Origin of the sequence: Embleya sp. NBC_00888 (genome assembly GCF_045207655.1) — a bacterium.
Taxonomy (GTDB): Bacteria; Actinomycetota; Actinomycetes; order Streptomycetales; family Streptomycetaceae; genus Embleya.
Window position 1 is genome coordinate 308,492 of record NZ_CP108784.1, and the last position, 14,044, is coordinate 322,535.

Annotated in this window: 7 protein-coding genes and 3 pseudogenes; 2 read left to right on the forward strand and 8 right to left on the reverse strand. The window is 68.9% G+C overall.

Going from position 1 to position 14,044, the window contains the following annotated elements:
* Window positions 1–66 precede the first annotated feature (66 nt).
* The 4 genes and pseudogenes from OG948_RS01320 to OG948_RS01335 all read right to left on the reverse strand — a co-directional run.
* Window positions 67–927, reverse strand: coding sequence for a LysR family transcriptional regulator (locus OG948_RS01320; RefSeq protein ID WP_406293059.1), 861 nt, complete (start codon window positions 925–927; stop codon window positions 67–69).
* Window positions 928–1,206: 279 nt separating this feature from the next.
* Window positions 1,207–1,901 (reverse strand): annotated as a pseudogene (locus OG948_RS01325) (ISAzo13-like element transposase-related protein); the annotation flags it as partial.
* An 18-nt stretch (window positions 1,902–1,919) separates the two neighbouring features.
* Complete coding sequence (locus OG948_RS01330; protein ID WP_406293060.1) at window positions 1,920–2,162, reverse strand: hypothetical protein; 243 nt, start codon at window positions 2,160–2,162, stop codon at window positions 1,920–1,922.
* Between the two features lie 861 nt (window positions 2,163–3,023).
* A pseudogene (locus OG948_RS01335) lies at window positions 3,024–3,923 on the reverse strand (ISAzo13 family transposase); the annotation flags it as partial.
* Between the two features lie 122 nt (window positions 3,924–4,045).
* On the opposite strand from OG948_RS01335, the pseudogene OG948_RS01340 reads away from it, so the two are divergent.
* A pseudogene (locus OG948_RS01340) lies at window positions 4,046–4,344 on the forward strand (IS3 family transposase); the annotation flags it as partial.
* A gap of 80 nt (window positions 4,345–4,424) precedes the next feature.
* On the opposite strand, the gene OG948_RS01345 reads toward OG948_RS01340, so the two are convergent.
* The 3 genes from OG948_RS01345 to OG948_RS01355 are packed head-to-tail and all read right to left on the reverse strand — an operon-like array spanning window position 4,425 to window position 7,944.
* Window positions 4,425–6,746 (reverse strand): FtsX-like permease family protein, encoded by a 2,322-nt coding sequence (locus tag OG948_RS01345; RefSeq protein WP_406293062.1) that lies wholly within the window; start codon window positions 6,744–6,746, stop codon window positions 4,425–4,427.
* Window positions 6,743–7,423 (reverse strand): ABC transporter ATP-binding protein, encoded by a 681-nt coding sequence (locus OG948_RS01350; RefSeq protein WP_406293063.1) that lies wholly within the window; start codon window positions 7,421–7,423, stop codon window positions 6,743–6,745. Before OG948_RS01350 ends, OG948_RS01345 begins: the two co-directional genes overlap by 4 nt.
* A complete protein-coding gene (locus OG948_RS01355) occupies window positions 7,420–7,944 on the reverse strand; it encodes a PadR family transcriptional regulator (RefSeq protein ID WP_406293065.1) in 525 nt (174 codons plus the stop codon). Before OG948_RS01355 ends, OG948_RS01350 begins: the two co-directional genes overlap by 4 nt.
* Before the next feature lie 230 nt (window positions 7,945–8,174).
* Between OG948_RS01355 and OG948_RS01360 the strand changes: the two genes are divergently transcribed.
* Complete coding sequence (locus OG948_RS01360) at window positions 8,175–8,708, forward strand: hypothetical protein (protein WP_406293066.1); 534 nt, start codon at window positions 8,175–8,177, stop codon at window positions 8,706–8,708.
* Window positions 8,709–10,134: 1,426 nt separating this feature from the next.
* Here OG948_RS01360 and OG948_RS01365 read toward each other — a convergent pair.
* Window positions 10,135–13,731, reverse strand: coding sequence for a ThuA domain-containing protein (locus OG948_RS01365; RefSeq protein ID WP_406293068.1), 3,597 nt, complete (start codon window positions 13,729–13,731; stop codon window positions 10,135–10,137).
* Window positions 13,732–14,044 lie beyond the last annotated feature (313 nt).

Sequence of the window (14,044 nt, forward strand, 5' to 3'; positions counted from 1 at the left end):
CACGGTGTCCGCGAGGCGGCAGGAGGCAGGCAGCGGGTGGCGGGTGGCGGACAGCGGGCGGCGGGTTCAATCGCGATTCGCGGCGGCGGCCCGTGCGGCCTTTCGGATCGAGACGACCGGTTGACGTTCGTCACCCGTGCGGGTTGCGAGCACAATGCTGACGGTACCTGTGGTCGGAATGACCGCAACTCCCGGATGGGCGTAGAACCTTCGCGCAAGGATGCTGTGCAACGACAGTCGCCCGGTGGTCGCGACCGCCATCGGTATGGATGCGGGATTCGCAATCCGCGGTGCGGAGAGAATGCGCTCGCCGAGTTGACCGGCCAACGTCTCGTCGTCGCCCAACCCATCCAGTCTCAACAAGTCGTGTTCGGCCACCTCGGCCAGGGACAGAAACTCGCGGCGGGCGAGCCGCGAGCCGGCCGGGACCAGCACGGCGAGCGGGGATTCGAAAAGCAGGTCGTGAGTGACGCCGCGGACGGGTTCCAGCGCGCCGATGATCGCAGCGTCGACGACGCCGTCTTGAAGCATGGAGTGCTGCGTGGTGAAATCGAGTTCGCTGTACTCGATACCCAATTCGGGGTTGTCGGCCGTGAATTGGGACCGCATCGCCTCCCAGAGTCCGGCGGCACCGAACCCGAGCACCCCGAGCCGGAACACCGAGCGTCCCGACGCACGCTCGGCACGGGCGGAAAGGCCGTCGACCGAGGCGAGCAGGCGTCGGGCGTCGGCGATCAGAAGCGCGCCCGCGGGGGTCAGCGCGACGCGTCGGCTGGTGCGGTCGAAGACACGCACCCCTATTTCCTCCTCGAGATGCCGGATACGTCTGCCGAATGGTTGCTCCGAGATGAAGTGACGGCGCGCGGCGCGGCCGAAATGCAACTCTTCCGCGAGTGTCACCGCGTACTGCAGAGAACGGAGATCCAAGTTGCGTCTCCTCGATGCTCCTCACCGCCGGACCGACCGGCCGGCGCATTTCGTCACGGTATGCGCGAGGAGACACACGGTCAAGCACGTCAATCGCAAGCTTTTCGACCGATGTGACTTCCCTTGATGGTCGGTTGTTCGCCTCTGCGAAGTCACCCGGCGACCGAACACGACCAGGGACGGCGGCGGCCCGACCTAGAGGAACCGCCGGCGGAAGAGGCTGCTGCGCGATGACGCGGTCATCCAAAGCGGAACCTGGCGCTAAGGGCTTGCAGATGATTAACACGCCGGTTTGATCTTCATTCGGGTTGGCAGCCCTGCGCGAGTACGCGTGCGTGGAGGTGGGCCAGTTCTGCGGGTGGGGCTGTCGCGGATGGGATGGCGGTCCCGTGTTGGTCGAGCAATCTCCTGATCTTGTGGAAGGTGCGGTGCACGGCAGCCCGACTGCTGCCGAACAGCACGGCGAGGGGTTCCGCGGGAAGGCCGAGCCGCACGTGGAGCACGGCGGCCAGGACCTGGTCGGAGAAGGGGAGTTTGGGCGGGCGGCCCATCCCGGCGCCGGGCTGCATGTCGCGAAGTGCGGCCAGTTCGGCGGTCAAAATGTCCAGTTGACGCCGGGGTATTCCGGTCAGTGCGGGATCAGACAAGGTCTTCCGGTCCCATTCCGCAGCCGGGATTTCATCGCCGGCCGGGGTGGTGGCACCGGACAGTCGGGGGTGGAGGGTGTAGTTCCAGTCCCCGTGGAAGGAGTGTCGGGTCAGGGGCAGTGCGGCCATGTCTGCGTCGCCGATCTTGACGCCGGTCGGATATGTGCCGGTGTCGAGTTCGGCGTGGACGGTGAGGCCACTGCGGCCCGTGGTCGCGGCGATGGTCCGCACGACGACATCGTGGCTGGTCAGCGGCCGGCCGCGCCAGTTCATGGTGATGTGAGAGAACAGCCGGTGCTCGATCTTGTTCCACTTCGAAGTTCCGGGCCAATGCCGTTGCTTGAGTTAGTGAAGTATCGCTGGTTGCAGGGTGACGACCTTGAGTGCGACGCGCCGTGTCGGCTGCCGGTCCTGGGTGTTGATCCGGTAGAAGAGCTTGGAGGAGTACTTTGAGTCCGGCCGCTTGAGGTGTCGGTCTGCCTCGCGCAGGCGCCTGGCGCCGTTGTCGAGTTTCCGGTGCACCTTTGCCGCCAGTACGGCCAGGAATTTCTTGATCTTCTTGGGTGTGTCCGCGCATTGACGCACCACGCTGCGCCGGGCTTGAGGACTTTGACGAACGAGACCCGGTCGGGATCGATACCGTTGTCGTCGGCCGGCGACACGATGACCCTCGTGAGGCAGTGGTGCACGACCAGGTGCGCCCAGATCTCCTGCCGCACCAGTTCCGGGTCTGCCGAGCGCAGGACTTCGGCGGGTCCGCGCTGGAAGGTCTTGATCTGCCGGAATGCCGACTCCGCCTCCCATCCGGCGTGGTACAGCCGGGCCGGCTCCGCCGCCGGATACGCAGTCGGGTCCAGAAGATCGGTCAGCGGCCGGATCACCTCGCCGCCGTCGACGCGGTACTCGATCACCCGCACGGTCACTCCGCCCGGATGCGAGGCCCGTTGGCCGGCCAGGCTCATCCTCGCCAGACAGGTGCCGTCCGGCAGGTGCTCTACCGGACGTGCCGCGACGCTCGAACGGGCCCGGATCAGAAGGTGCGCCCCGGCCCCGGTGTAGGCCTTCCACAGCGCCACCCCGGGAAAGCCGCGGTCCATGGATGACCAGCAGCCGAGTCCGCCGTCTTGATCGCCGGCTCAGGCTCACCGCCGCTGAAGCCGCCCACCGCCGCGTCGATCTGCGCGTGCGTGCCGCACTCGGTCAGTGTCACCACCCTCACCTGAGGGAACCCCGCCGGCAGGCCGTTCCTGGTCGGCCCGCCGAACGCCGCCCGGTTCGCCTTCGTGTCCGGCGCGTCCAGCACGAACCCGTCCACCGCGGCCAGCCGCATCCCGCGATGGAAGGAGCCCTCCAGGCCGACCGAGGCCAAGGGGCCGGCCGGCTCGCGGAACAGGGACTCCAAAGCCCCTGGTCCCAGGCGCCTGCGTGCCCGCGCGAACGACGACTTGGGGTGCCAGGTGGAAAGTGCAGGACGGTGATGGTCAGCCCGCACTCGTCGGCGAGAGCGGGCAGGTCCTTCTTGAACAGGTGGGAGTCGGCGGAGTTCGCCCCGCCGGAGTCGGCGGTGATCAGCAGCCGGGTCACGCCCGAGTAGGCCTGCCGGCCCTGCTGGTTCCACCAGCGGCGGATGGATTCCACCGCGAAGGCCGCTGTATTGCGGTCGGTTCCCACGTTCACCCAGCCGGTGTCCTGTCCCAGGTCGTAGACGCCGTAGGGGATCGCGATCTGGGTGTCGGGGTCTGTGAAGTCGTGGTCCGGGGCGATGATCGGCGCCCCTTTGGGGCGGTAGGTGCGGCCCGCTCGGGCGAAGTCGCCGATCGGCTCCTTCTTCTTCGCGTCCACGCTCACCACCGGCAGGCATTGGGTCAGGAACCGTTCGACCGTGGCGTTGATGTGCCGGAACTGGGCGTCGCGGTCGGGGACATGGCTTCCGGCGCGGGTCTTGGCCATGCCTTGGAGACTGAAGCCCATCGAGCGCAGCAGTTTGCCCACGGCCGGGGCGCTGATCGGATGGCCCGTGGCGGTCAACTCCCTGGCCAGGTCCCGCAACGAGGCCGTGGTCCAGCGCAGCGGGGAGATCGGATCGCCGACTTTCCGCGGCTCGATCAGGGCCTCGAGCGCCGGCACCAGGCCAGGGTCGCGCTCGGCGGCCGGTCTGCGTCCGCCGCCGGGGCGGCGCACCCGTCCCAGGACCGGGGCACCGCTTGCGAGTTCGTCGCGCCCCCGCGTGATGGTCGACTCCGACACCTCCGCCGGCCTGGCAATCGCCGCGGTCCCGCCGTGCCCGAGGGCATCGGCTTCCAGGGCCAGGTACAGGCGGCGCTGCCGCTCATCCAGATGCGGCAGCATCGACGCGAACTTCACGTCCAGCACGGCCAGGACGGCCAGGACGGCTTCCGTGATTCCCACGGATCCCCTCTATCACGTCACAGACCGCACGTGCCCAGAATCGCGCAGTAGTTGGTTGACGGCTCCTGAACCGCTTCCGGTTCGTCGCCGACCACCAACGCCGGTTCGGCGTGAAGCGGCTGTGCCGGGTCCTGGAACTGTCCAGGTCGGCTTCTACCGATGGGCGAACTCGGTCTCGACCCGCGCCGCGAGGGCGGAGGCCGACGCGCGTCTCGCCGCCCGGATCCGACGGATCCACGCCGACTCCGACAAGACCTACGGCTCCCCGCGGGTGACCGCCGAACTGCGGGAAGAAGGATTCCGGATCAACCACAAGCGAGTCGAACGGGTCATGCGCGCGCACCGCATCGTCGGACTGAATCACAATCGGCGTCGCCCCCTCTCGTGGGGGCGACGCCGATCGAGTCTCAGCCGCGGCGGATCACGCCGAGCGCGGACGGCTCACTCCGTGCGCAGTCCGTCCGGCCGCATCATCCGCCACAGCGGCGGCAGGCTCAGCGCCGTGACCAGCAGCACCACGCCCGCGCCGATCCCGGTCATCGACGCCATGCTCGTCCAGTCCAGGGCAACCGGACGGCCCACCATCTTGAGCAGGACCGCGCCGAGCCCCACTCCCGTGCACACCGCGAGGACCAGGCCCAACACGACGGGCACCGCGGTCTGCCACAGGATCGACCAACTCAGCGTGGTGCGCTTGGTGCCGAACGCGACGAGCACCGACAACAACTTCCGGCGCTCGCGCAGTTGCTCCAACGTCGACACCAACAGACTCACCCCGATCAGCAGCAGCACGGCGGTCGTCCCGATGAGCAGGCCGTTGCGCACGTTGGCGAACCGCTTGTTCACCTCGGTCTCGCTCAGGTCGAAGACGTCCAACAGCGGATCGATCCGACCCGCGGTGTTGCGCACCCGGTCGCGCGCGTCCGAAACGGCGGGGTCCAGGCGCACGTCCACCGAATACGACACGCTCCCGGCCGCCCCGGCCGGCAGCGTGCTCGGCGTCGTCAGCACACCGTGGTATTTCCGCCCCGCAGCGTCCCCGCGCGGGGTCGCCGGCTTGACGCCGGCCGGGATCTGCCACGGCGTGGCCTTGCCGTTCTCGTTGTGCATGCCGTGCTTCGGGTCGATGAACACCTTGCTGCCGGGTCGGACGAGCGAGTTGCTCTCCGGGTCCGGCCCGGCCAGCACGAAGGTGTCACCCTCCGCGCACCTCTCGATTCCGGCCAGTTCGCGCAGCGCCTCGCACGTCCCGATGGTCAGCGAAGCGCTGAACCGGGCGTTCTCGGGGGCGTCGGCCATCGAGGTGGTCGCGTAGGCGGTGGCGCCGCGCACGCCCTTGGTCTCCTTGAGACCCTGGGTGATCGCCTCGATCCGATCGCTACCGATCTTGGTTTGTGCCATGACCGACATCTGCGCCCGGTCGGGATTCTGACCGGTCGAGATGACGTAGTCGCCCTCGACGCCGCCGAACAGCATCTGAAGCGCGATGGCACCGGCCACCGCGACCGCGATGCCGTTGACCGAACGAGCCGCTGCACCGCTGCCCACCTGGAGCCGGCGCACCGCGAGTTGCCACGGCAGCCCACCCCCGCCGAGGCGCCCGACGACGGCTTCGACCAGCCACGGCAGCATCGCCGTGACACCGACCAGCAGCAGCACGGTGCCGCCGACCACCTGGACCTCGTTGAAGTCCCCATGGTCCGTGCCCCGGCGCATCATCGGGGCCAGCACCGCGACACCGGCGAGCGGCACGAGCAGACGCCACCAGAGCCGGCGCCGGACGGGCGTCGCCGTGCGCACCACGCCCAGCGGCTCGATCACCACGCCGCGCAGGGGGAGCATGGTCACCGCGACGGAGGCGGCCGGCACCACGAGGAGCACAAGCGCCAACAGCGGCAGGCTCGGGTCCAGGTCGGCGGGGAAGACGCTCAGGTCGAACATCGAGCCCAGGGGCGCCAGTTGCCGTCCGCCCAGGAAGAAGAGGGCGCCGAGGAGCAGCCCGACCAGCGATCCCGCGAGCGCCTCGCCGGCGGCGATCCGGCGCACCGTGCGGGCGTCGGCGCCGACCAGGCGCAACGCCGCGAGCCGGCGGTCGCGCCGTTCGCCGCCGAATCGCACGGCGGTGGCGATGAAGACGGCGACCGGCGTCAGCAGGGCGACGAACATGAAGATGACGAGCAGGAGCAGCCGCGGACCGTACGGATCACTGACGCGGTCGTTGCCGAACCGCGAGATCCGCTCCACGTTCAGCGAATCCGGCGCCAGGCTGTTACTGCCCGCGTAGTAGGCCAGCTCGTCCGGTCCGAGCAGACCGGCGTCGCCGATCCTGCCGACGGTGCGGTACGGGAACCGTTCCTTGAGCAGTCGCCCCTCGCCGGAGGCGAGCAGGTCGGCCAGTGCGGGCGAGACCACGATCTCGCCGGGTGCGGGTATTTTCGTCAACCCCGGCGGCACCGGGGCCTGCGGCCCCTCGGCCCGGAGGAGCCGGCCGCGGATCTTGGTCTGCTTGTACTGGGAGTCGGCGCGGCCGACGAGCAGGGTGTTCGCAGCGGCCGGTGGCTTCGTCGACGACATCGAGGCGTCGTCGCGACCCCGATCGCGCTTCTCCCGGGCCGAGAGGGCGTCGGGGATCGCGGTGGTCAGGAGCAGCAGCGCCACGCCGAGCCCGACGCCGACCGCGGTCAGCAGCGTACGGGTCCAGCCCTCGCGACCTCCGGTGACCGCGAAGCCGAAGCCCATCCTGAGCTCACGGAACCACGTCATGCGGCACGCGCCATGTCACGCGACTTCCCGTCGCGGACGACGATCTCCCGGTCGGAGTAGGCGGCGACGCGTACCTCGTGGGTGACCAGCACGACGGCGGCGTCGGTGGACCGGGCGGCCTGAGTCAGCAGCTTCATCACGCGCTCGCCGTTGATGGAGTCCAGGGCACCGGTGGGTTCGTCCGCGAAGACCACCCGCGGACCGGTGACCAGGGCGCGGGCCACGGCCACGCGTTGTCCCTGGCCGCCCGACACCTCGCCGGGGCGCTTGTTCGCGATCTCGGAGACCTCCAGGCGGTCCATCCATTCGACCGCGCGCGTCTCGGCGGCGGCACGCTTGACGCCGTTCAGGCGCAGCGGCAGGGCGACGTTCTCGACGCAGGTCAGTTCGGGGACGAGTTGCCCGAACTGGAAGACGAAGCCGAAGTCGCTGCGGCGCAGCGCGCTGCGACCGGCGTCCGACATGGTGGACAGTTCGCGGCCGGCGTAGCGGATCGAACCGGAGTCGGGGCGCACGATGCCGGCCAGGCAGTGCAGCAGGGTCGACTTGCCCGAGCCGGACGGGCCCATGACCGCGACGACCTCGCCGGCCCGGATGGCGAACTCGGCGCCGTCGAGGGCGGCGGTGGTGCCGTAGGTCTTGTGCAGATCCTGCGCGAACAGTAGGGCGTCGGTCACTTCCGTACCTCCAGGGAGAGTTCGCCGAGACGGGCGGTGGTGAGTTCGAGCCACCGGATGTCGGCTTCGAGGTGGAAGAGTGCGTGGTCGCAGATCAGCCGGTCGCTCAGGTCGCCGTTGAGCTTGCGGGTGGTGAGTTCCCGCATCAGCCGCAGGTGCTCGGAGCGTTGGACGTCGAGCAGGTCCGCCGCGTCGCGACCGCTGAGGAGGGCGAGGACGACCTTGGTGTAGAGGGTCGACTGGAGATAGGGCTCGGGCTTCTCGGGCTGGGCGAGCCACTGCTCGACGTCGGTGACGCCGGCGTCGGTGATGGCGTAGCGCTTGCGCTCGGGGCCACCGCTCGTCTCGATGCCGTCTATCGCGACGAGGCCGTTCTTCAGCAGGCGCGACATGGTCGAGTAGACCTGACCGTAGGCCAGGGGGCGGTCGTGCCCGAACCGCTCGTCGAACTCGCGCTTGAGGTCGTAGCCGTGACAGGGACCGGACTCCAGGAGCCCGAGAAGGGTGTGACCGATGGACATGCAGAGCACTATACACACTATGTATACCCATGATGTATAGCTCTCTGCTGCTCCGCACGTGGACCGGGCATGACGGCGCAAGGCCCGCCTGAACCGGCCCCACCCGAGCTACCCGACCGCCACGTCGGCCACGTCCGACCCGACTCCGTCTCCGCCGCCTCAACCCCGCCGGCTGCGCGTGTCGGCGTACTGAGGAATGTGCTCAGCCAAGTACGGACGCGGTCGCGCACGTGTTGGTGGAACGCGCCACGCAACTGGTCTTCGTCGACGACGTGCATCTGCTCGACACCCGTACCCGGTCGGGCGCGGAGACGTCGGACCAGATGAAATATCTCGGCGAGCGCATCCCGGCGACGTTCGTCTACGCCGGTGTCGATGTCGACGGCTCCGCATTGTTGACCGGGGCCCGCGGCCGGCAGATCGCGGGGCGTTTCAAGCTGTTGCGCCACACTCCCCTGCCGTATGGGACGCACGTGCGCAGGGACACCTGGGTGGACCTGGTCGGCGACATGGAGGGCGCGCTGCGGCTGCGCCGACATCGGGCGGGCACCCTGGAGCGACACGCGGGATACCTGCACCGGCGCACGGGCGGGGCGATGGGAAGCCTGTCCCATCTGATCCGCGAAGCGGCGCTGACATCGATCGAGGACGGAACCGAAAGGATCACCAAGGCCTTGTTGGACGGTGTCGGGTTGGACGTGCGCGCGGAACACCGGTCGCGGCCCGCACGCGAAACGGGTGAGGGAAGCGGGAAGGGCTTTTGACGCCCGTTCGGTGCCATCCCCGCCTACCCGCCCCCGGCCCCCGGCCCGCCCGGGCCGCGTTGAGTGGTTCGGGCCCGTCACGGAAAGTCGTTCACGCGATGCGTTCTTTCGTCCGACCCTCGCGCGGCTTGGCGCGTGTGGCGCCACTGCCCCGTGAGACCACGGCCTCGTTCGTCGCCCGCCTGGCGGCGCGCAACCACGTGAGCGAGGCCGTCCTGTTCGACCACGTCGGGATACCGCGGCCGGGGGTGACCGACACGAGGTCCAAGGGCGCCAACGTGTTCTACGAGGTGGAGGAGTTGTACTTCAACGCGCCGGCCCGGCGTGCGATCGCGTGGGTGGCGGGCGTGCCGGAGGAACACCTGCGGCGGGCGTTGCCCCAGTGGGAGCCGGGTCTGGCATCCCGTGGTGCGACCGGGCGCCCCGTGCCCGATATCGGTTGTCGGGGCTGCCGTCGGTGGGGGGATGCCCGGGGTGTGTGGCTCGGCGTACGGGTCGTGTGGGGTCGGTGCGTCAGTACCTCGGGGATCATCAACTGGTCTGTGTGGAACACCGGTTGTGGCTGTTGCATCGTCACACTCTCGAGGGTGAGGACTTCCCGGTCCTGCGTGTCGATCTGTCCCGGGTGCCCGAGGTCCTCGCGGCTCGTCGTGGGCATCTGCGTCTTCTGCGGGGCGACGACGGTCACGGCGTTCACGCGTTCCGCCGTGCGGTGTCGGTGACCCAGGGATGGCGTCGTGATCGTGTGGGCGAGGAACGCATCCGGCCCGCTCGTGCCGAGCGGATCGGGCGGGGGAAAGACGTCGAGTTGTGGTATGTCCTGACTCGGGAGGCTTTGGTATATCCCGAGGCGGTGTTGTTGGCCGGAGTCCTCAACGAGGTGCGGTGGGGGTGGCATCCCCACACATCCGAGACCGGCCGGGGACGGGCCACCCGCCGAAGGCGGCCGTGACGTGGGTCGCGAGTCCTTCCCGGGCCTCGCCCACGGATGAACCCCGGGGAGGGCGCCACCCCGGGCGGATCACCGGATCCGAACACCACCCGATGAAACAGAGCAACCCACCCGGAACCGCAACACACCCCGGCGGGAAACCGCAGGACGACACGACACCGGGGTGCAGGCCGGCCGGCCCCGGCACGCGCAAAGACCGACCACGAAACCCTCTCGATCCGCGTCAATCAACATGCGAACCCGCAGGCCACCACACCCGACACCACCCACAAAACCCGAGCGGCGACAACAACCCTATTGGGTCCCTGTCCGGAACCTTCGTGGCACCTCACACCGTGCGGCGCCCTCGCGCCAGCCTTCGCGGACAACGGCCGCGGCCCCGTAGGAACGGGGCCGCGGCTTTTGCACCTGGCTGTGGTGGACGTCGGCGGCCTTCAAGCGTGCTGTGGTCGCTGCCCCCGGTCTACCGGTCGGTCACCTCTGGACGCGGGCGGTCGGTGCCGCCGGGGTGAACTTCCATAGCTGGTTGGCGTTGTCGGAGTTCTTGCAGGTCCACTGGACGACCTTGGTGGGATCCGGTGCGTTGATACCGTGCGCGTCCATGCACAGCGAACTGTTGACGTTGGTGAGGGTGTACACGCCCGGTTCGGCGCCGGCCCCGGGCCTGGCCGTCCAGTGCTGATTGCGGCCGGAGTTGCAGCTGTACTGGACAAGTTGGGTATCGGGCGCGGTGGATCGCCCCGGGACCTCGAGACACTTGTCGCCGATCGCGGACTTGATGGTGTACGAGCCGTCGCCGACCGGGTCGACCCGCCATTTCTGCTCGGTGCCCGAACCGGGAGACTGCTGGATGATCGGCGCCAAGTCCGTGGACGAAGCGTCCTGCACCGTCACATTCATGCCGCTGTGCGCCGTCAGCGTGTACAGGCCCGGTTCGACGGTCGGCGCGGTGGTTTCGTCGAAGTGCACGGCGTCCAGGTCGAAGGTTGCGTCACTCCTCGTCTTGAACACCAGGTAGAGCTTGTGCGTGCCTGCGAGCGGAGCGAGAGGTCCACCCTGGACCGTTCGGTACGCGTCCCATCCGCCGGTGGCGGGGACGAGGGTGGTGCTCACCAGCGGTCCGCTCGGACTGTCCGCGTGTACCTCGATGGTTCCGCCACCCGTGGGTGAGGACAGTCGGTATCCGATGGCGGCGGTGTTGTGGAGGTTGGCCGGGTCGAACATGATCCAGTCGTTGTCGCTGATGTCGCCCAGTCGTTTGCCGTTTTCGGCGCCCGACTGTTCGACGACGCGCACCCCCGACTGTGCGGTGAAGAATTCGGCCTGCTTGTGGCGGGGGTGAAGGATGGCGCGGGTGTGTGAGGTCAGCGGGGGTGCGCCGGTGGCGCCCTTGTCGGTGTACTTGGCACTGACGATGTAGTAGAGGTTGGCGCCTTCGGGGTGCCCGCCCAGGTCGCCGGTGTCGATGGTGCCTTCGCAGCCGGGGATGTCGGTGGTGTGGTGTGCGTGGTCGTCGTGTCCCAGAGCGGGGTTGACGACGACCTTGGTGCAGTCGATCGTTCCGTCCTCGGGATCGGTGACCGTGACCTTGTAGGGGACGCGGTCGCCGAACTCGATGAAGCCGCCGTCGGCCGGGAGGTCCAGTTTGATCGTGGGCGCGGTGTTGCCCACGGTGACGGACACGTTGGCGAAGCCGGTGTCACCGGTCGTGTTGGTGACCTTCAGTTGTGCGTTGAAGGCGCCGACGGTGGTGTAGACGTGGGTGGGGTTCGGCTCGGTGGAGTCGATGGTGCCGTCGCTCTCGAAGTCCCACGCGTAGGTGATCGGGATGTTGTTGGGATCGTGCGTACCGTTGCCGGAGAACGCGACCGTCAGTGGTGCCGGGCCGTTGGTCGGCGTTCCGTTCGCCACGGCGACGGGTTGGCGCCGGCCCTGCGTGTAGTCGATGCGGTAGAGGCCGGAGTCGTTGTTGCCGCCGCCGAAGTCCCGGCCCCAGTCGAGCACGTACATCGAGCCGTCGGGGCCGAAGGTCATGTCCATCGGCTTGGCGAGCTGCGCCGTCGGCAGGAAGTCGTTGATCTTGTGGAGCTTGTTCGACGCGTCGAAGCGGATCTCCCGCATGAAGCCGCGCGCCCACTCGTAGAAGAAGCCGGCGCCGTCGTAGTAGGCGGGGAACTTCGTGGTCGAGGGGTTGTTCGGGTCGTAGCGGTAGACGGGGCCGGCCATCGGAGCGCTGCCGCCGCTGCCCATCTCGGGGAACTCGGGGGAGGCGCCGTAGCCGTACCAGATCTGCGGCATCTGCACGGCCGGGAGCCGGGTCAGGCCGGTGTTGTTGGGCGAGGGGTTCGTCGGGGCGGCGCAGTCGAACTTCGCCCCCACGGCCCCGTTGTCGGGGTTGTAGGGCGCGTAGGGCTGGTTGTTGCCGTGGCAGAACGGCCAGCCGAAGTTGCCGGGCTGCGCGACGACGTTGTACTCGACCAGTCCCTCGGGGCCCCGGTCGGTGGTGGGCAGGCCGCGGTCGGGCCCGTAGTCGGCCACGTGCAGCCGGCCGGTGCCCTGGTCGACGCGGAAGCGGAAGGGGTTGCGGAAGCCCATCGCGTAGACCTCGGGGCGGGTCTTGTCCGTGCCCGGGGCGAACAGGTTCCCGGTCGGGATGTCGTATCCGCCGTCGGCCTTGGGCCTGATCCGCAGAATCTTGCCGCGCAGGTCGTTGGTGTTCCCCGCGGTGCGGGCCGCGTCGAGCATGGACCTGCCCGGTCGCCAGTCGAGCGGCGCGTAGCCCTGCCACGCCGGATCGAGGTTGGGCGGGGTGTCGTCGCCGGTGCCCAGGTAGAGGCTGCCGTCGGGGCCGAAGTCGAGGGCGCCGCCGGTGTGTCCGGGCTCGGGGAAGGTCCGGTCGCGGTACGCGGGCACCTCGATGACGGTCTTCTCGCTCGCGGGGTCGATCGTGTCGCCCGTGACGGTGAACCGGGACAGTCGGTTGACATCGGTGGCGGCGTTCCTGGGTGCGTGGTAGAGGTAGATCCACTTGTTCTGCGCGAAGCCGGGATCGAGAACCATGCCGACGAGGCCGTCCTCGCCGCCCGTGTACACGTCGAGCCTGGCCGCGGTGACCGTGCTGTGCGTGTCCGGCTTGTAGACCTTCACCTCGCCGGCGCGCTGGATGTAGAACACCCGCCCGTCGGGAGCGACGGAGAGCTGCATGGGGTCGACGGTGTTCTCGTCGAGGGCGACCTTCTCGAAACTGCTCCACACCGTCGGCCCGCAGTCGCCGGGGACGTTGCCCGCCGCCCACTTGAGGCCGCCGATGATGTGCTTGCGCAAATCGGGTTCCGCGTAGGAGGAGGCGGTGTGGCCCATGGCGGTGGCCCAGACCCGGCCGCCCTCGGCGTTGCGACACCACGAGATCGGGTGGTCGGCGCCCATCCTGGACGGGCCCGGGTCGTAGGTGCTCTCGTCCGCCGTCACCAGGACGTGCACGTTGCCCCGGGGATTGCGGTCGAAGGTGTACCACTCCTCGTCCCGGACCCAACGCTCCGGCAGATCCTTGGTCGAAGGATGCACACGGTCGGCGACCTTGGTGGTGCCCTGGTGGATGCCAGGAGGGTGCCCCGGCATGTGGGCGCCGCCGTTGATGAGGTTGTCCCACCAGGGGTATTGGTCCTCGATACCCATGTCCAACGCGGCGTGCAGGGCCACGACTCCCTTGCCGGAGCGCACGAACCGTTCGAGGGCTTCGCGCTGAGCCCGGGTCTCCCAGACCATGCCCGAGTTCTGGAGCATCACGAGCGCGTCGAACCCGGCCAGATTCGCGTCTTCGAAGACGACCGGGTCGGCGGACTGGACGACCTCGTAGTGGTTCGCCTCGGCCTCCTCCTGGAACATCGCGACGCCGGCGGGGATCGAGTCGTGCGCGAAGCCCGCGGTCCCGGTGAACAGGAGGACCCGGAACTCGCCGTGTGCCAGCGCCGGTTGCATCGGGCTCAGGGTTAACACGGCCAGCACCAGAGCGATGACGCCACCTATCGAGCGGAGGATGCGTCGGGTGACGGGCGGATCTGTCGTGCGCATGGATTCTCCCTATGAGCGCAGGGGTGTGCCGTCCGCGCCGCGCGGATCGCGGGCGGGCGAGTCGATACGAGGATTGCTGCGTGGGTGCGGGTGGTTGGTGGCCATTGGTGCGACCGGGCCGAGCGCCCGGCCGTACCAAGGCCGACACACCACGCCTGGTCGGACGAAGGCGCGCCTCGAACGCGGCCGGCGACGCGAGGGCTGTCGATGGACCGCGATGCGGTTGTCGAGCGTGTATGAGGACCCGACCGAGGAGGTGCGCCACGACGAGCGCGAGACCTATGTGGGGCCGAGTTTCCGGGCGGGCTCTACG